This is a genomic window from Streptomyces sp. NBC_01689 (genome assembly GCF_036250675.1).
Lineage (GTDB): Bacteria > Actinomycetota > Actinomycetes > Streptomycetales > Streptomycetaceae > Streptomyces.
Genome location: NZ_CP109592.1, coordinates 8,323,883 through 8,340,439 on the forward strand (window position 1 = coordinate 8,323,883; position 16,557 = coordinate 8,340,439).

Sequence of the window (16,557 nt, forward strand, 5' to 3'; positions counted from 1 at the left end):
GAACGGACGAGTGGCCAGCCCTGGTGCCTCGCGGCGGCGAGATCCTCGTCACGTCCTCCCGTGATCCACCTCGGTCTTTTAACCCGCCTTTACCGCGTGCGGACGGACAGCCGGCGTACGAGCAGGTACATCTCGCACCCGAGGCAGTACCCGAACGCCGCGTTGAGAAACGCCGCCGCGAGCGCGCACCCGGTCGCCGCGAGGCCCAGCCAGCCGGCTCCCACCGTGTAACCGATCAGCCCCACCACCGCGAACCCGAGACCGACGGCCTGGGCGAACCTGGGCGGCTCGGGCGCCTCGAACCCGGTCGGCGGTCCGAGACGGGGGCGTACGACGGCCTTGAACAGCACGCCGTACGGCGAGCGCGTCACGCCTCCCGCCGCGCCCAGCGCGAACGCCAGGGTCTGCCAGGCCAGGAGCCAGACGCTTCCGGTGACCAGAACGGCCGCCAGTACGACGGCCGTCACGGCCGCGCCGAACCGCGGCCCCCTCACATCGATGTCCATGAATCAAGCATTCCGCAGCGGAGGCGATCCGTGGCCGCGGGAATCTTTGCGGTCTCATGAATGCTTGTGCACATGATGACCGGACTGGTGGTGTGCCTGGCGGTGCTCGCCGCGGCGAGCGGATACGGACTGCTGCATCGGCGGCGGAGCGGGAGGGTGAGGGTGCGCGGACGCGACGGCGGAAAGCGCCTCGGCGCGGCCGAGTTGGGGGAGGGGCTCGGTGAACGGGCCACGCTCGTCCAGTTCTCCAGCGCCTTCTGCGCCCCGTGCCGGGCCACCCGACGGGTGCTCACCGAGGTCGCCGGGCTGGTGCCCGGAGTGGCCCATGTCGAGATCGACGCGGAGGACCACCTCGACCTCGTCCGCGAACTGGACATCCTCAAGACCCCGACCGTGCTCGTCCTGGACGCCGAAGGCCGGATCGTGCGCCGCGCCACGGGGCAGCCCCGCAAGGCCGATGTGATCGCGGCGCTCGGCGAGGCCGTGTGACCGCGCGGTCCGCCGGGACCCGGCCGGTGCCGACCGGTTCCGTCCGCCTGCGGGGCGACGGTGAGACAGCTCCCAAAGGCGGGACCGCACTTGACTGCACCCTCCACCTATCGTCAGCCTGACCGTATGCCCCCGGAACTCCTTCTCTTCGAGCGTGTCCACGTGGACCTGGCCCGCACCGCCAGTGCGTGCTGTCCGGTCCGTTGAGCACCCGCGGACCCTCTCCCGCCCTCGGCGCCGCCCGGGCGGGGGACCCCCACGACACCTCTCGCAGTGAGGACGACTCCATGACGGCCACGCCCGGACTCGGCACCTATCAGCTCGCCTCGCCCGAACTGCTGCGCTCGGTCTTCCGCCGGCACGCCGCCGGTGTCGCCGTGATCACGGCCCAGGGCGACGAAGGCCCCGTCGGTTTCACCGCCACCTCCCTCACCTCGGTCTCCGCGGAGCCCCCGATCGTCTCCTTCGGTGTCGGCTCCGGCGCGTCGAGCTGGCCCGCCATCTCCGAGTCCGACCACGTCGGCGTGCACATACTCGGCGAACACCAGCGGGAGTTGGCCGCCACCTTCGCCAGGAGCGGCGCCGACCGCTTCGGCGCGCCCACCCGCTGGCGCGCGGGACCCGAGCGCGTACCCGTCCTCCATGACGTGCTCGCCTGGCTCGTCTGCCGGATCGTGGCCAGGGTCCCGGCGGGGGACCACCGCATCGTGCTGGCCGAGGTCGTTCTCGGCGACCCCTCGGGCGCCGGACGCCCGCTCCTGTACCACCAGGGGAGCTTCAACGGCCTGCGCGACTGACACGGGCTTCCGAACCTACTCGTCGGTTACACAGCGTTGCCAAGGTCACAGTGCAAAGCGCTTGCTCAGTGGGCAGGAAGTGGATGTACTGGCGAGTAATATTTCGTTCGGAGCGCGGGCCGCCCCGACCGGGATCGGCCGCTTCAGGCGCCTATGCTGCCTGAAAGAAGGCAGCCCAGAAATGACGATGCAGTAGGAGAGCCGGCGTGAGCTTGAGGATCGTTGTCACTGTGAAGTACGTGCCCGACGCCACTGGCGACCGGCACTTCGCCGATGACCTGACCGTCGACCGTGACGACGTGGACGGTCTGCTCTCGGAGCTCGACGAGTACGCGGTGGAGCAGGCGCTGCAGATCGCCGACGAAGCGGACGACGCGGAGATCACCGTGCTGACCGTCGGCCCCGAGGACGCCAAGGACGCGCTGCGCAAGGCGCTGTCGATGGGTGCCGACAAGGCCATCCACGTCGAGGACGACGACCTGCACGGCACCGACGCCATCGGCACCTCGCTGGTGCTCGCCAAGGCGATCGAGAAGGCCGGCTACGACCTGGTCATCTCCGGCATGGCGTCCACCGACGGCACCGCCGGTGTCGTCCCGGCGCTGCTCGCGGAGCGTCTGGGCGTCCCGCAGGTCACGCTGCTGTCCGAGGTCTCCGTCGAGGACGGCGTCGTCAAGGGCCGCCGTGACGGCGACACCGCCTCCGAGCAGCTGGAGGCCTCCCTGCCCGCCGTCGTGTCGGTGACCGACCAGTCGGGCGAGGCGCGCTACCCGTCCTTCAAGGGCATCATGGCCGCCAAGAAGAAGCCGGTGGAGTCCTGGGACCTGGAGGACCTGGAGATCGAGGCGGACGAGGTCGGTCTCGAGGGTTCCTGGACCAAGGTCGACTCCGCCGCCGAGCGCCCGGCGCGCACCGCCGGCACGATCGTCAAGGACGAGGGCGAGGGCGGCAAGCAGCTCGCCGAGTTCCTCGCGGGCCAGAAGTTCATCTGAGGCCCGTTCGAGGCTCGCTGAACCCCGACACGCCGACCGCCCCTCATCTTTCGTAAGCAGGAGAGAAGAAGTCCCATGGCTGAAGTTCTCGTCTACGTCGACCACGTGGACGGTGCCGTCCGCAAGCCCACCCTGGAACTGCTGACGCTCGCCCGCCGCATCGGCGAGCCCGTCGCCGTCGCCCTCGGCTCCGGCGCCGGGAACACCGCCGCGGCGCTCGCCGAGCACGGCGCGGTGAAGGTCCTCACGCACGACGCCGCCGAGTACGCCGACTACCTGGTCGTGCCGAAGGTGGACGCGCTGCAGGCCGCGTACGAGGCGGTGTCCCCGGCCGCCGTGCTCGTCCCGTCCTCCGCCGAGGGCAAGGAGATCGCGGCCCGCCTCGCGGTCCGCATCGGCTCCGGCATCATCACGGACGCCGTCGACCTGGAGGCCGGTGACGAGGGCCCGGTCGCGACGCAGTCCGCGTTCGCCGCCTCCTTCACCACCAAGTCCCGTGTCTCCAAGGGCACGCCGGTCATCACGGTCAAGCCCAACAGCGCCGCCGTGGAGGCCGCTCCGGCCGCCGGCGCCGTCGAGGCCCTCGCCGTCTCCTTCTCGGAGAAGGCCACCGGCACCAAGGTCACCGCGCGCACCCCGCGCGAGGCGACCGGCCGCCCCGAGCTGACCGAGGCCGCGATCGTGGTCTCCGGCGGCCGCGGTGTCAACGGCGCCGAGAACTTCTCGGTCATCGAGAACCTCGCCGACTCGCTCGGCGCGGCCGTGGGCGCCTCGCGCGCCGCCGTGGACGCCGGCTGGTACCCGCACTCCAACCAGGTCGGCCAGACCGGCAAGTCGGTCTCGCCGCAGCTGTACATCGCCTCCGGCATCTCCGGCGCCATCCAGCACCGCGCCGGTATGCAGACGTCGAAGACGATCGTGGCGATCAACAAGGACGCCGAGGCCCCGATCTTCGACCTCGTCGACTACGGCGTGGTCGGCGACCTCTTCGAGGTCGTCCCGCAGCTCACCGACGAGATCAAGGCCCGCAAGGGCTGACCTGCCCCGGCCGTCGAGGCCCCCGTGACCGCCCGCGCGGTCACGGGGGCCTCGGTTCATCCCAGGAGCAGCGTGGCCCGCACCGGCAGATGGTCGCTCGGGTACCGCCCGTCCAGGGTGAAGGTGTCGGCCGTCGTCCGCTCCGCCCGCACCCCGGGCGTGGCCAGGATCCAGTCGATGCGCTCGCCGCCGGGCACGAGTGGTCCGTAGCCGTGGAAGGTGGCGTACGGGGTGCCGCGTTCCGCCGCGGTGTCCCAGGTGTCGACGAGACCCGCGCCCAGCATCGCGCCGTGCACCGGGTTGCCGTGGGCGGCGCTGTTGAAGTCGCCGGTCACCACCAGCGGCAGGGCCCGGTCGAACCCGGCGATCCGCTCCCCGATCAGCGCGGCCCCCCCCGCATGCGCGCGTACTGACTCCCGCTGTCCAGATGGGTGTTGAGGACGTAGAACTCCCGTCCGCCCGCCCGCAGGTCACGGAAGCGGACCCAGGTGGCCATACGGACGTGCGACCCGCCCCAGGTGTTCGAGGCGATCACCTCGGGGGTGTCGGAGAGCCAGAAGTGGTCGTACTCGGCCGGGGCGAGACGGTCGGTGTCGTAGAAGACCGCCACGAACTCGTCACGGCTGCCGCCCGCACGGCCGGCGCCGATCCAGTCGTAGCGCCGCCCGAGGTCGGACGCGATGTCACGCACCTGCTGGTACAGGCCTTCCTGGGTGCCGATGACGCCGGGGGCCGTGCGGCGCAGCAGCTCGCGCATCACCGGACGGCGCGTGGCCCAGCTGTGCGGCCCGGTGGCGCTCGCGTAGCGCAGATTGAACGTCGTGACGTCCAGCGGACGGCCGTCGTCCCCGCGACCGGCCGACGCGGCCGCCGTACCGAGCAGGGGCGCGGTGACCGCGGCGGCCATCGCGGTCCGCAGACCCAGGCGCCGGGTCACCCGGCGGATGTTCGACATGTGATCCCCTCCCCGCACGGCCAGCATGAAGGGTGCGGGGCGGTGCGCGGAAGAAGGCGTGGGGCAGGAGAGAGGGTGACGGAACGGGGCGCGACCAGGGTGCGGACGGGTGTTGACCACGGGAAGCGCCCTGGATAACTTCGCTCTACGGATTGTTGATTCCGTGAAGCGGAAAACAGGAGGGTGTGGGATGGGCAAGGGCCAGCAGGAGAAGGTGGCGACGAGCCTCGCGGGTGCCGTCAGCGAGGGGATCAGTGCCTCCCTCGCCGCCGTCGACGCCGAACTGGAGCGCCGCTACCCCGGGGACCCCGGCAGCCGGCAGCCCGTCCACACCGTGTACGTGCCCGCGGACGCGTTCACCGCGAACACCGTCCGCTCCTGGGGCGACCGGGCGCTCGCGGCCCTCGACGAGCACGCCCCCGACGCCGCCTCCTTCGCCGCCGTCCTCGGCCTCGGCGACGACCTGGCCGCGCCCGTGTACGACCGGGTGCGGGCCAAACTGGAGCGGGAACCGGTCGAGGACCTCCGGGTCGACTTCGAGGACGGCTACGGTCCGCGTCCGGATGCCGAGGAGGACGAGGCGGCGGCGCGCGCGGCCCGGCTGATCGCGCAGGCGTACGCCGACGGTACGGCGGCTCCGTACATGGGCATCCGCATGAAGTGCATGGAGGCACCGGTCCGTCGCCGGGGCATCCGTACGCTCGACGTCTTCCTCACCGGGCTGATGGACGCGGGCGGCCTGCCCGACGGACTGGTCCTCACCCTCCCCAAGGTGACGTACGCGGAACAGGTCACCGCGATGGCGCGACTGCTGGAGGAGTTCGAGAAGGCGCGCGGCCTCCCGCCCGGGCGGATCGGTTTCGAGATCCAGATCGAGACCAGCCAGTCGATCCTCGCGACGGACGGCACCGCGACCGTCGCCCGGATCATCCAGGCCGCCGAGGGGCGCGCCACGGGCCTGCACTACGGCACCTTCGACTACAGCGCCTGCCTCGGCGTCAGCGCCGCCCACCAGGCCAGTGACCACCCGGCCGCCGACCACGCCAAGGCGGTCATGCAGGTCGCCGCCGCGGGCACCGGCGTACGGGTCTCGGACGGCTCCACGAACGTGCTGCCGGTCGGCCCCACCGAGAAGGTGCACGACGCCTGGCGCCTGCACTACGGCCTCACCCGACGCGCCCTGGCCCGCGCCTACTACCAGGGCTGGGACATGCACCCCGGCCACCTCCCGACCCGCTACGCGGCCGTCTTCGCCTTCTACCGCGAGGGCTTCGAACAGGCTGCCGGGCGACTGGCCCGCTACGCCAACCGCACCGACGGGGACGTCATGGACGAACCCGCCACCGCCAAGGCGCTCGGCGGCTACCTCCTGCGCGGCCTGGACTGCGGTGCCCTGGACATCGCGGAGGTCGCCCGGCTGACGGGCCTGACGCGCGCGGACCTGGAGGGTTTCGCCACACCGAGGCGCGGCGACCTGACCGCTTCGGGGAAGTAGGGCGCGCCGGGGGTGCGCGCCGGGCGGTTACGGACAGGAGCCACCGCGCGGTCCGAGGTGCCGGCCGACCTCGGCGTCCCTGACGCCACCGCGGCCGTGGTGGCCGCGCCCCGGCCCGCACCCGGCCGTCTCGAACGGAGTCGGCGGAGCGGGCACGGGAGCCGGCCGCGAGAACCCCGTACGTGATCCCCGTGGGCCCGGCTCGCGCGCGGCAACAGCCGTTCGGCGTCAGGGAGTCGGCAGCCCTCGCGTCGCGCACCCGGATGTCCGACGGTCGCGCGGGAGGTGGCCCGGAGGGGCCGGGGCGTCGGCACCGCGCGGGTGCCGAGCGGCCACCGCTCAGACGGAGGGTGGCAGTTCGCCCGAACCGCGGGTGATCAGACGGGTCGGCAGCTCGATGCGCTCGGGGTTGATGAGGGTGCCGTCGAGCTGACGGAAGAGGCGATCGGCGGCGGTGCGGCCGAGGGCGGCGGCGTCCTGGGCGACGACGGTGACCCCCGGCTGGAGCAGGTCGGCGAGTTCGATGTCGTCGAAGCCGACCAGGGCCACGGGACGGCGGTGCTCGGCGAGGACCCGGACCACCGTGACCGTCACACGGTTGTTGCCCGCGAAGATCGCGGTGACCGGGGAGTCGCCCGAGAGCATCTCCTCCGCGGCGTCGCGCACCCGCTGCGGGTCCGTGACCCCCAGGGACATCCAGGCGGGATCGACCGCTATGCCCGCGTCCTCCATGGCCGCGCGATAGCCGCGCAGCCGCTCGGCGGCGGTGTGGATGCGGGGCATGTCACCGATGAAGCCGATCCTGCGGTGGCCGTGGTCGATCAGATGGGTCACGCCGTCCCGGGCCCCGCCGAAGCTGTCCGAGAGGACCACGTCGGCGTCGATCTGACCGGCCGGTCGGTCCACGAACACCGTGGCCACGCCCGCCTTGATCTCGGGTTCGAGGTACCGGTGGTCGTCACCCGCCGGAATGACGACCAGCCCGTCCACCCGGCGGGCGCACAGCGCGAGGACCAGCTCCTGCTCGCGCTCCGGGTCCTCGGCACTGGAACCGTTGATGAGCAGCGCGCCGTGAGCGCGTGCCACCTCCTCCACCGCGCGGCTGAGGGGGCCGTAGAACGGGTCCGCGAGGTCCTCCAGGACGAGACCGATGCTGGCGGTGCGGCCCTTGCGCAGCACGCGCGCGCTGTCGTTGCGCCGGAAGCCCAGCGCGTCGATGGCCTCCTGCACCCGGCGCTCGGTGTCCGGGGTCACGCCCGGCTCGCCGTTGACCACGCGGGAGACCGTCTTGAGACCCACTCCGGCACGCGCCGCCACGTCCTTCATGGTGGGGCGGTTGCCGTAACGGTTTTCGGATCGGCGGGCGGTCTCTGCCACGATGTGCTGTCCTGTCCTGTCGTCCACGGTGAGGTGACCAATTCCTGTCGTCCACGGTGATGCGACGGTCCATGGGGATGTATGAGGATGTGGCGTCGAGCATAGAGCCTGGACAACGTTGTCAGATGCGGGAGACACTGTTCACCGCATTCTCCGGCCTGCGCCCCCCACCGCGAGACCGGTCTGCCCTGTTTCGCAAGGTTCACCAGGAGAACTGACACTGATGCACACCGACCTCGTGGCCGCGCTCGACATCGGCGGCACCAAGATCGCCGGAGCGCTCGTGGACGGCCGTGGCCGGATCCTGTTGCGCGCGCAGCGTGCGACGCCCGCGCAGGAGGACGGCGACACCGTCATGGGGGCCGTGGAGGCCGTGATCGGTGAACTGACGGTCTCCCCGCTGTGGAGCAGGGCCGCGGCCGTCGGCATCGGCAGCGCGGGTCCGGTGGACGCCTCGGCGGGGACCGTGAGCCCCGTGAACGTGCCGGGCTGGCGCGACTACCCGCTCGTCGATCGGGTCCGGATGGCCACCGGCGGTCTGCCCGTCGAGCTCATCGGCGACGGGGTCGCCATCACCGCGGCCGAGCACTGGCAGGGTGCGGCCCGCGGCCACGACAACGCGCTGTGCATGGTGGTGTCGACGGGTGTCGGTGGCGGTCTGGTCCTGAACGGACAGCTGCACGCGGGCCCCACCGGCAACGCCGGTCACATCGGGCACATCAGCGTGGACCTCGACGGCGATCCGTGCCCCTGCGGTTCGCGGGGCTGCGTCGAACGGATCGCGAGCGGTCCGAACATCGCCCGCCGTGCCCTGGAGGGTGGCTGGCTGCCCGGACCCGACGGCGACACCTCGGCGGCCGCGGTGGCCGAGGCCGCCCGCGCGGGCGATCCGGTGGCCGTGGCCTCCTTCGAGCGGGCGGCCAGGGCGCTGGCGGCTGGCATCGCGGCCACCGCGACCCTCGTCGAGATCGACATCGCCGTCATCGGCGGCGGTGTGGGCAAGGCGGGCGACGTGCTCCTCGACCCGCTGCGCAAGGCCCTCGGCGACTACGCGACGCTGTCCTTCGTGCGGCGGCTGACGGTGGCGCCCGCGGTGATGGGCACGGACGCGGGACTGGTCGGCGCGGCGGCGGCCGCGCTCAGCCGGCAGTCGAACGAGACGGCCGCGGGGGTCGGCGGCTGAAAGCCGCGGTCCGGGTCGGCTGCCCGGACCCGCGGGCCGACCGGCCGACCGTCCGACCGGGCGACAGGCCGGCTGACAGGCCAGGGGGCGGGCTGCCCGGCCGATGAGCCGGTGGGTCGATGAGTCGATGGGCCGATGGGTCGATGAGTCGGTCACATGGGCGTGGGGGTCGTGTGGCGCGGCGGCACATGGCTCCGGGGCGGCTGTGCCCCGTGGGTGTGAGGCACCGGCCGCCTGCGCCCGACCGCGCGCCGTCTGCCTCTCCGCTGCTCGCCAGGTGACATCGGCCGTGAGCCCCTGGCCCGGGCGCCGCGCCCGGGTGGGACGTGCGCGCGGAGCGACCCGGTGGCGCTGCCGACGGAGCGGCTTGACGGAGCGGCCGGGCGAGGCTGAACAGAGCGTGGCTGAACGGGAGGCGGGCGGAGGGTGAGCGGCTCGCTCGTCAGGGAGAGCCGCTCACCCTCCGCCCGGTGGAACGGGAGGGCTACCGGCCCTCCCGCGTCCGGGGTGGACCGCTCAGCAGGTCAGCCGTGCGTCGGCCCAGTCGGCGTGGTCCGAGTCGATCCCGTCGCCGCCGTCGGTGACGACCAGTCGGACCACCCGGGCGCCGTGCACGTCGGCCGAGACCGGCTGCGCGGGCATCGCGTTGGTGAGCACCCCGGTCGAGGCGACCTCGGTGCCGTCCGCCCAGATCTCGAAGGCGACGGTGCCCCTGTCGCCCTTCTCGTCGTCGACCCCGACGTCCGCGGTGACGGTCTCGCACCGCTTGCCGGTGTAGTACTCGACGGCGCTCGCGGCGTGCACCCCGAGCCCCTGGGCGTGGACGACACCGCCGATGGTGATCGGATGACCGTCGCCCGCGGCGCTCTCGCCGTTGCTGGTGTCGCGCTCGACCGGCCCGTACCCGTTCGCGGCCGACATCCACGGCAGGTCACCGAGGGAGGAGGTGCCCGGGGGCGGTGGCACGACCACGGAGGCGGTCAACGGCAGCGCGCTCTCGACGCGTTCGCCGCGCGGTGAGCGGTACGTCGTGCGCAGTGTCAGGTCGTACGATCCGGTGGCGGTGCCCTCGGGCACGGTGAGCCGCCACTTGGTGCGCAGCGAACGCCCGGTCGGCACCGCCGGCGCGGTGGTCCGCGAAGCCGCCCTGAGCGCCCAGTCCGCGGGCCCGCTGAGCTTCACCGAGACGTTCAGCGCCGTGGTGCGGCCGAGGTCGGTGACCGTCGTCGTCAGGGTCGCCGGCGTACCCGCCTCCACCAACGGGTCCTCGTCCAGGCCGAGTTCGACCGCCGGGGCCTGCTTGTTCCACCCGTGTCCGGCTGAGACGCGGAAAAGGACCGTGCCGTGCGCCGGGACGGTCGCGGAGATACCGCCCGCGGTGTTGTAACTCCGGTGCTGCCACAGGTCGCGCAGGGTGTAGGCGGGAGCCGCGGGGAGCCCGGCCGCCGCCGCGGTGGTGGCGATGCGCTGCGCGCCGCCGGTCTCGTTGAACAGCGCCACCACGCGGCTGCCGTCCTTCATCTCCTTGGTGACGACCCACCGTCCGCCTTCGGAGGAGAGCACGGCACCCTGCTTGCCCAGGGGGTCCTGATCGACCGCGATGACCTCCTTGTTGGCGAGGATGTCGAGGGTGGCGGGGGTGGCCTTGCGCAGGTCCGAGCCGATGAGCAGCGGAGCGGCCATGACCGACCACATCGAGAAGTGCGAGCGGTACTCGGTGTCGGTCATCCCGCCGTTGCCGACCTCCAGCATGTCCGGGTCGTTCCAGTGGCCGGGACCGGCGTACGGGGCGAGGGGAAGGTTCTGCTTGAGGATCGACAGCATCGAGCCCCAGTTGTCGCTGATGTCCCCGGTCGTGCGCCACAGTTGGCCGACGCCGGAGGCCCATTCCCAGGGCTTGTTCTCCCCCCACTCGCAGATGCTGTAGACGATGGGGCGTCCGGTCTCCCGGGTGGCGGCGCGCAGCGCGTCCCGCATGGTCGTGTACCGCAGCCTGGCGTCCACGCCCTGGTTGTTGCAGTTGTCGTACTTGAGGTAGTCGACGCCCCAGTCGGCGAACTGCCGTGCGTCGCTGGACTCGTGGCCCAGGGCGCCGGGGAAGCCCGCGCCGTCGCACGTCTTCGTGCCGGCGCTGGTGTAGACGCCGAGTTTGAGCCCCTTGGCGTGCACGTAGTCGGCGACCGCCTTGATCCCGTCGGGGAAGCGCGCCGGGTCGGGGACCAGCTGCCCGTCCGCGTCCCGGGCGGGCAGGGCCCAGCAGTCGTCCAGGTTGACGTACTGGTACCCGGCGTCCTTGAGGCCCTTCTCGACGAAGAGGTCGGCGATCCCCTTGACCATGCTCTCGTTGAACTCCGGCCTGCAGTGGGTGGAGTTCCAGTTGTTGAATCCCATGGGCGGGGTGAGGGCGAGCCCGTCGTCGAGGGCCGGGGCGACCGGGTCCGTGACCGGGGAAGCCAGTGCCGGTGCGGCGAGACCCGCCGCGCACAACAGCCCGGCGAGGAGCGCTCCGACCAATCTTGTGCGAGGGATGCGGGTGGTGCGGGTGTGAAGGTGACGCATCGTGACGTTCCTCCGAACTCGCGAAAGACGAGATGGCAGCATGTCCGCGACAAGCGTGCGCGTTTACGGTAGGACGTGTCGGACTCTGTTGGAAGAGGAAGGGAAGGACTGCCCTACATGCCGTCAGAAGCCGTACCCATGTGGGCGGATGGGCCAGTGATTCAGGTCAGCGCGTTCGGTTGTGTTGAATGACGAACCGAGGAGAGCGCCGGGCGCGAGGTCATCGGTTCATCGCCGGAGAGGTCGATGCGCGCGAAGGCACGGCAGGACATCGGAGGTCCGGGAGGCGTCAGTGGAGGGATACCGGTGCCGGCTCCACGCCCGCGCGGCCCTGCGGGGCGTGGCGCGTCGGGGCCGGCCTGCGGACGGCCGGGACCGTGCGTCGGCCCGACCGTGCCCCGCTATCCTGCGCGGTGTGATCGACGCATGGGCGAAAGCTGACGACGCCGGGGTCGCCACGGCCGCGGCACGCGCCGGCGCCGACGTGGTGCGCGCCCTGCACGGCCGCGGTCTCGCCCGTGTCGACAAGGGCGCCGGGGACTTCGCCACCCAGGCCGATGTCGAGGCCGAGAAGGCGATCGTGGACATCATCCGTGCCGCTCGTCCCGCGGACGCGGTCCTCGGCGAGGAGGGCGGGCACCAGGGCGTGCCCGGCGCTGTGCGCGAGTGGCTGGTGGATCCCCTGTGCGGCACCCTGAACTACGCCGCCGGCACCACGCAGGTGGCCGTCAACGTGGCGCTGCGCGACGGCGCCGCGGCGGTGGCCGATCCCTTCACCGGTGAGATCCTCGTCACCGACGGCGAGACCGCCTGGATGAGCCGCGACGGGGTGGACGTTCCCTCGGCCCCCACGTCCACCGGCCGCCTGGTGGACGTCAACCTGGACCCGCCGTTCCCGAACGCACCCCGATTCCGGGCCGTGGACCTGCTGGCGCACCCCGGATTCATCGAGCGGTTCCGGCCGCGGGTCGTGTCCACGACGCTCGCGTTGGCCTGGGTCGCCGCCGGGCGCCGCGCCGCGTACGTCACCGACGGCGGCGACCTGACGAGGAGTGTGCACTTCGCCGCGGGCATCGCCGTGTGCCGGGCCGCCGGCTGCGTGGTCACCGGGATCGACGGCGCCCCGGTCGGACCGACCGGCCGCGGGGTCGTCGCGGCGGCCGACGAGGAGACCCACGGGCTCCTGATGTCGATGATCCACGGCCGGGCCCCGCGCGGCGGGTGAACCCCTCGCCGGCCCGGTGAGCGGGGCCCAGGTCGGACACGACCTAGCAGGACTCGTCGAACTTGACCGCCGTGAGCTCCACCGGCCGGCCCCGCAGAACGGAACCGGAGGCCGGGGACTGCGTGCACACCTTCCAGTTGCTCTCCACCAGGATCCAACGCCGCTCGCCGGACGCGTCCTTGACCGTGAGCGACGTACTCGGGTCGAGCGCGGACCGCGCCGCCTTCACGGACTTTCCGGTGAAGTCCGGAATCCGTCCGCCTGCCACGGACGGGGCCGCCACGTCCTTCGAGGGGCAGGTCTCGGCGAGCTTCACCGATCCGAAGTCCAGCGTCGTGCCGACGTCGGCCGTGGTGCCGGCCCTGACGTTCTGTGTGCAGACCTTCCAGTCCCGGTCGAGGATCTGGTGACGGTCCCGGCCGAGCGAGTCGTGCGACCTCAGTGACCGGAAGCCCCGCTTCTGGGCCTCGTCCTGGGCGGACTGCAGGCCCATGCCGACGAAGTCGGGCACCTTCCGGCGTTCGCCCGCGGTCGGTTCGCCTCCCTTCGGCGCGGAGACCGTGGCGGTGGGGGCCGTGGTGCCGGTGCCCTTGCCGTCGTCCGCCGGCTGACAGGCGACAAGGCCCATGACCCCGGCCGTGAGCAGGGCGGCACCGATGATCCGAGTGCGCACGTATTCCCCCAAGGAGTGCTGATGCGGACGGAACGCACGGAACAGCATACGAAACGGCAGACGGCGGATTCCGGACGCACCGTCACCGGCCCCCGCCGGAGCGGCGGTCCGCGGATCACCGGCCTCGGCGGGGTGCCTTCCGTCGGGACGGCGCGAGGGGCGTCCGCGTGGCCGCGCCGTGACTTCTCGTCATCGGACCGTGACCCGGCGGCGTTTCGGGAGTTGAACCGGGCATGAAGAAGCGCAGCATGCTGGCCATCGCCTCCCTCGCCACCGGGTTCGTCGTCGCGGCGATCACCCCCTCCCACGCCGTCGACCACAGCGCCCTCGGCGACCTGCACGTCGACGACACGCTCAGCTCCGTCGACCACACGCTCGGCAGCGACAGCCTGGCCATGGACGAGTCGGGGGCCGACCGGAACGGCTGAGCCGAAGCGACCCGCGCGCGGCGCCGGCACCCCGTCGCGGGGGTGCCGGCGCCGCGCCGTTCGGCTCCCTCATCAGCGGCTGGTTTCCGTGGCAGGGTGGAGCGGGCAAGCCACAGGGGGCCAACAGAAGAGGGGGAACCGTGATCGTCTGGATCAACGGTGCGTTCGGTGCGGGGAAGACGACCACCGCACGGGAACTGATCGACCTGATCCCGAACAGCACGCTCTTCGACCCCGAGGTCATCGGCGGCGGACTCACGAAGCTCCTGCCGCCCAAACACCTCGCCGAGGTCGGCGACTTCCAGGACCTGCCGATCTGGCGACGCCTGGTGGTCGACACCGCGGCCGCCATGCTCGCGGAGCTCGGCGGCGTCCTCGTGGTTCCCATGACCCTGCTGCGTCAGGAGTACCGCGACGAGATCTTCGGCGGCCTCGCCGCGCGCCGGATCGAGGTACGCCATGTCCTCCTCGCCCCGGCGGAAACGATCCTGCGCGAGCGCATCGCGCACCGCGAGATACCCGAGGACCTCCCGGACGGCGAGATACGGATGCGCCAGTGGTGCTACGACCACATCGAGCCCTACCGCGCGGCGCTCGCCTCCTGGCTCACCGCCGACGCGCACCCCGTCGACACCAGCGACCTGACGCCGTACGACACCGCGCTGCGCGTCGCCGAGGCCGTCCGCACCGGCGACGCGGCGGCCTGCGACATCGTGCAGACCCCCGAACCCACCTCCGAGACGGTCGCCGCGGGCGTGCTCCTCTTCGACGAGGAGGACCGGGTCCTGCTCGTCGACCCGACGTACAAGGCCGGTTGGGAGTTCCCCGGCGGCGTCGTCGAGTCGGGCGAGGCCCCGGCCCGCGCGGGCATGCGCGAGGTCGCCGAGGAGACCGGCATACGGCTCGACGACGTACCCGGCCTGCTCGTCGTCGACTGGGAACCGCCCGCGCCGCCCGGTTACGGCGGCCTGCGACTCCTCTACGACGGAGGTCTGCTCGGCTCCGCCGAGGTCCACCGACTGCTGCTGCCCGGGCCGGAGTTGCGCGCCTGGCGCTTCGTCACCGAACAGGAGGCGGCCGACCTGTTGCCCCCCGTTCGCTACGAGCGGCTGCGATGGGCCCTGCGGGCGCGGGAGCGCGGCGCCGCGCTCTACCTGGAGGCGGGCGTCCCGCTCGGCTGAACGGCCCGGCTCGGAGGAAGCCGAACCGGCGTGTCGGCCATGCGGTCCACGGGCTCCCGCGGTCGTGCGCTGCGGACGGTCCGGTGACACCTGTGCGCCCGAACCCGCGGCGCGGCCGCCCGGCGGGTGGTGGCGGGCGGCCGCGCCGCGTCGCGAGGCGCGGGCCCACCACCTCCGAGTCCGCTCAGCTCGCCGCGTACTTCTGCAGGAACAGCGCCTCGGTGACCGACAGACGCTCCAACTCGTCCGGGGAGACGCTCTCGTTCACCGCGTGGATCTGCGCCTCCGGCTCGCTCAGGCCGATCAGGAGGATCTCCGCCCGCGGGTAGAGCGAGGCCAGCGTGTTGCACAGCGGGATCGAGCCGCCCTGGCCGGCCGACTGCATCTCCTCGCCCGGGTACGCGACCGCCATCGCCTCGGCCATCGCCGTGTACGCCGGGCTGGAGGTGTCGGCGCGGAAGGGCTGGCCCTGGCCGATCTGCTCCGTGGTCACGCGCGCGCCCCACGGCGTGTGCGCCTCCAGGTGGGCCTGCAGCAGCTTGGTCGCCCGGGCCGCGTCCGTGCCCGGCGGCACCCGGAGGCTGACCAGCGCGCGGGCGCCCGCCTGCACGGACGGAGTCGCGCCGACGACGGGCGGGCAGTCGATACCGAGGACCGTGACGGCCGGACGGGCCCAGATGCGGTCGGCGACCGAACCGGAGCCGATCAGCTCCACCCCGTCGAGCACCTTGGCGTCCTGGCGGAAGGCCTTCTCGTCGTACTGCAGCCCCTCCCACCGCGCGTCACCGGTGAGGCCGTCGACCGTCGTCGAACCGTCCTCGGCGCGCAGCGAGTCCAGGACCCGGATCAGCGCGCTGAGCGCGTCCGGTGCCGCGCCGCCGAACTGGCCCGAGTGCAGGTTGCCTTCCAGGGTGTCGATCCGGACCCGCACGAGAGTCATGCCGCGCAGCGTCGAGGTGACCGTGGGCAGGCCGAGCCGGAAGTTGCCGACGTCGCCGATGACGATGGTGTCCGCGGTCAGCAGCTCCGGGTGCTCCTCGGCGTACCGCTCGAGACCGCCCGTACCCTGCTCCTCCGAGCCCTCGGCGATGACCTTGACGTTCACCGGGACGCCGCCGTTCGCCTTCAGCGCGCGCAGCGCGAGAAGGTGCATGATCAGGCCGCCCTTGCAGTCGGCGGTGCCACGCCCGTACCAACGACCGTCCCGCTCGGTCAGTTCGAACGGCGGCGATGTCCAGCCCGCCTCGTCCAGCGGCGGCTGCACGTCGTAGTGCGCGTACAACAGGACCGTCCGCGCGCCCTCGGGGCCGGGCAGGTAGCCGTACACCGACTGCGTCCCGTCCGGGGTGTCGAGCAGCGCCACGTCCTGGAAGCCCTCGGCACGCAGGGCGTCCGCGATCCAGTTGGCCGCGCCCTCGCTCTCGACGCGCGGATACTGGCCGAAGTCCGCCACCGATTTGAAGGCCACCAGTTCGGTGAGCTCCGCCTTTGCCACGGGCATCAGCGAGGCGACGGTCTCGGCGACCGGATTCGACGACATGGGCACGCTCCTTGTAGGTGCGACGTTGTACTTCTGGGTACGGGTGACCGGATGGTGCGCACGCGCGCACTGGTGTGCAGGGCGCATACGCTGCCGATCCTCCCACAGTGGCCTGCGGC

General features: G+C 72.2%; 15 protein-coding genes and 1 pseudogene. 10 read left to right on the forward strand and 6 right to left on the reverse strand.

Features of this window, described 5'->3' with window-relative positions:
• Positions 1 to 89: 89 nt before the first annotated feature.
• Positions 90 to 506: a DUF4395 domain-containing protein gene (locus OG776_RS35800; RefSeq protein WP_148012828.1), complete on the reverse strand. Its 417-nt coding sequence runs from the start codon at positions 504 to 506 to the stop codon at positions 90 to 92.
• A 75-nt stretch (positions 507 to 581) separates the two neighbouring features.
• Between OG776_RS35800 and OG776_RS35805 the strand changes: the two genes are divergently transcribed.
• From OG776_RS35805 to OG776_RS35820, 5 genes are all read left to right on the forward strand, one after another.
• Positions 582 to 995, forward strand: coding sequence for a TlpA family protein disulfide reductase (locus OG776_RS35805; protein WP_148012876.1), 414 nt, complete (start codon positions 582 to 584; stop codon positions 993 to 995).
• Between the two features lie 126 nt (positions 996 to 1,121).
• A complete protein-coding gene (locus OG776_RS42530; protein ID WP_351629460.1) occupies positions 1,122 to 1,202 on the forward strand; it encodes a putative leader peptide in 81 nt (26 codons plus the stop codon).
• An 80-nt stretch (positions 1,203 to 1,282) separates the two neighbouring features.
• Positions 1,283 to 1,792 (forward strand): flavin reductase family protein, encoded by a 510-nt coding sequence (locus tag OG776_RS35810; RefSeq protein ID WP_148012827.1) that lies wholly within the window; start codon positions 1,283 to 1,285, stop codon positions 1,790 to 1,792.
• Between the two features lie 206 nt (positions 1,793 to 1,998).
• A complete protein-coding gene (locus OG776_RS35815; RefSeq protein ID WP_148012826.1) occupies positions 1,999 to 2,784 on the forward strand; it encodes an electron transfer flavoprotein subunit beta/FixA family protein in 786 nt (261 codons plus the stop codon).
• A gap of 75 nt (positions 2,785 to 2,859) precedes the next feature.
• Positions 2,860 to 3,822, forward strand: coding sequence for an electron transfer flavoprotein subunit alpha/FixB family protein (locus tag OG776_RS35820; protein WP_148012825.1), 963 nt, complete (start codon positions 2,860 to 2,862; stop codon positions 3,820 to 3,822).
• Positions 3,823 to 3,878: 56 nt separating this feature from the next.
• Here OG776_RS35820 and OG776_RS35825 read toward each other — a convergent pair.
• Positions 3,879 to 4,777: pseudogene (locus tag OG776_RS35825) on the reverse strand (endonuclease/exonuclease/phosphatase family protein).
• Between the two features lie 190 nt (positions 4,778 to 4,967).
• On the opposite strand from OG776_RS35825, the gene OG776_RS35830 reads away from it, so the two are divergent.
• Positions 4,968 to 6,272, forward strand: a complete 1,305-nt coding sequence (locus tag OG776_RS35830; protein WP_148012824.1) for a DUF6986 family protein — start codon at positions 4,968 to 4,970, stop codon at positions 6,270 to 6,272.
• A 339-nt stretch (positions 6,273 to 6,611) separates the two neighbouring features.
• On the opposite strand, the gene OG776_RS35835 is transcribed toward OG776_RS35830, so the two are convergent.
• A complete protein-coding gene (locus OG776_RS35835; RefSeq protein WP_148012823.1) occupies positions 6,612 to 7,676 on the reverse strand; it encodes a LacI family DNA-binding transcriptional regulator in 1,065 nt (354 codons plus the stop codon).
• A gap of 196 nt (positions 7,677 to 7,872) precedes the next feature.
• Here OG776_RS35835 and OG776_RS35840 point away from each other — a divergent pair, with 196 nt between their 5' ends.
• Complete coding sequence (locus tag OG776_RS35840) at positions 7,873 to 8,832, forward strand: ROK family protein (protein WP_329323169.1); 960 nt, start codon at positions 7,873 to 7,875, stop codon at positions 8,830 to 8,832.
• A 516-nt stretch (positions 8,833 to 9,348) separates the two neighbouring features.
• Here OG776_RS35840 and OG776_RS35845 read toward each other — a convergent pair.
• Complete coding sequence (locus tag OG776_RS35845; protein WP_187285927.1) at positions 9,349 to 11,391, reverse strand: NPCBM/NEW2 domain-containing protein; 2,043 nt, start codon at positions 11,389 to 11,391, stop codon at positions 9,349 to 9,351.
• Between the two features lie 406 nt (positions 11,392 to 11,797).
• Here OG776_RS35845 and OG776_RS35850 point away from each other — a divergent pair, with 406 nt between their 5' ends.
• The gene (locus tag OG776_RS35850; protein ID WP_410093276.1) at positions 11,798 to 12,616 is read left to right on the forward strand and encodes an inositol monophosphatase family protein; all 819 of its coding nucleotides are present in this window, start codon (positions 11,798 to 11,800) and stop codon (positions 12,614 to 12,616) included.
• A gap of 43 nt (positions 12,617 to 12,659) precedes the next feature.
• Here OG776_RS35850 and OG776_RS35855 read toward each other — a convergent pair whose 3' ends face one another.
• Positions 12,660 to 13,289: a PASTA domain-containing protein gene (locus tag OG776_RS35855; RefSeq protein ID WP_187285926.1), complete on the reverse strand. Its 630-nt coding sequence runs from the start codon at positions 13,287 to 13,289 to the stop codon at positions 12,660 to 12,662.
• Between the two features lie 233 nt (positions 13,290 to 13,522).
• On the opposite strand from OG776_RS35855, the gene OG776_RS35860 reads away from it, so the two are divergent.
• Together OG776_RS35860 and OG776_RS35865 are read left to right on the forward strand one after the other, a co-directional pair.
• Complete coding sequence (locus OG776_RS35860; RefSeq protein ID WP_148012819.1) at positions 13,523 to 13,717, forward strand: hypothetical protein; 195 nt, start codon at positions 13,523 to 13,525, stop codon at positions 13,715 to 13,717.
• Between the two features lie 140 nt (positions 13,718 to 13,857).
• Positions 13,858 to 14,898: an NUDIX hydrolase gene (locus tag OG776_RS35865; protein ID WP_148012818.1), complete on the forward strand. Its 1,041-nt coding sequence runs from the start codon at positions 13,858 to 13,860 to the stop codon at positions 14,896 to 14,898.
• A gap of 184 nt (positions 14,899 to 15,082) precedes the next feature.
• Here OG776_RS35865 and OG776_RS35870 read toward each other — a convergent pair whose 3' ends face one another.
• Positions 15,083 to 16,438: a dipeptidase gene (locus tag OG776_RS35870; protein ID WP_148012817.1), complete on the reverse strand. Its 1,356-nt coding sequence runs from the start codon at positions 16,436 to 16,438 to the stop codon at positions 15,083 to 15,085.
• Positions 16,439 to 16,557 lie beyond the last annotated feature (119 nt).

Excerpts from the sequence above, each read along its gene's own strand:
- OG776_RS35800 (WP_148012828.1), bottom strand. The coding sequence starts at position 506 with ATGGACATCGATGTGAGGGGGCCGCGGTTCGGCGCGGCCGTGACGGCC.
- OG776_RS35805 (WP_148012876.1), top strand. The coding sequence starts at position 582 with ATGACCGGACTGGTGGTGTGCCTGGCGGTGCTCGCCGCGGCGAGCGGA.
- OG776_RS42530 (WP_351629460.1), top strand. The coding sequence starts at position 1,122 with ATGCCCCCGGAACTCCTTCTCTTCGAGCGTGTCCACGTGGACCTGGCC.
- OG776_RS35810 (WP_148012827.1), top strand. The coding sequence starts at position 1,283 with ATGACGGCCACGCCCGGACTCGGCACCTATCAGCTCGCCTCGCCCGAA.
- OG776_RS35820 (WP_148012825.1), top strand. The coding sequence starts at position 2,860 with ATGGCTGAAGTTCTCGTCTACGTCGACCACGTGGACGGTGCCGTCCGC.
- OG776_RS35830 (WP_148012824.1), top strand. The coding sequence starts at position 4,968 with ATGGGCAAGGGCCAGCAGGAGAAGGTGGCGACGAGCCTCGCGGGTGCC.
- OG776_RS35840 (WP_329323169.1), top strand. The coding sequence starts at position 7,873 with ATGCACACCGACCTCGTGGCCGCGCTCGACATCGGCGGCACCAAGATC.
- OG776_RS35845 (WP_187285927.1), bottom strand. The coding sequence starts at position 11,391 with ATGCGTCACCTTCACACCCGCACCACCCGCATCCCTCGCACAAGATTG.
- OG776_RS35860 (WP_148012819.1), top strand. The coding sequence starts at position 13,523 with ATGAAGAAGCGCAGCATGCTGGCCATCGCCTCCCTCGCCACCGGGTTC.
- OG776_RS35870 (WP_148012817.1), bottom strand. The coding sequence starts at position 16,438 with ATGTCGTCGAATCCGGTCGCCGAGACCGTCGCCTCGCTGATGCCCGTG.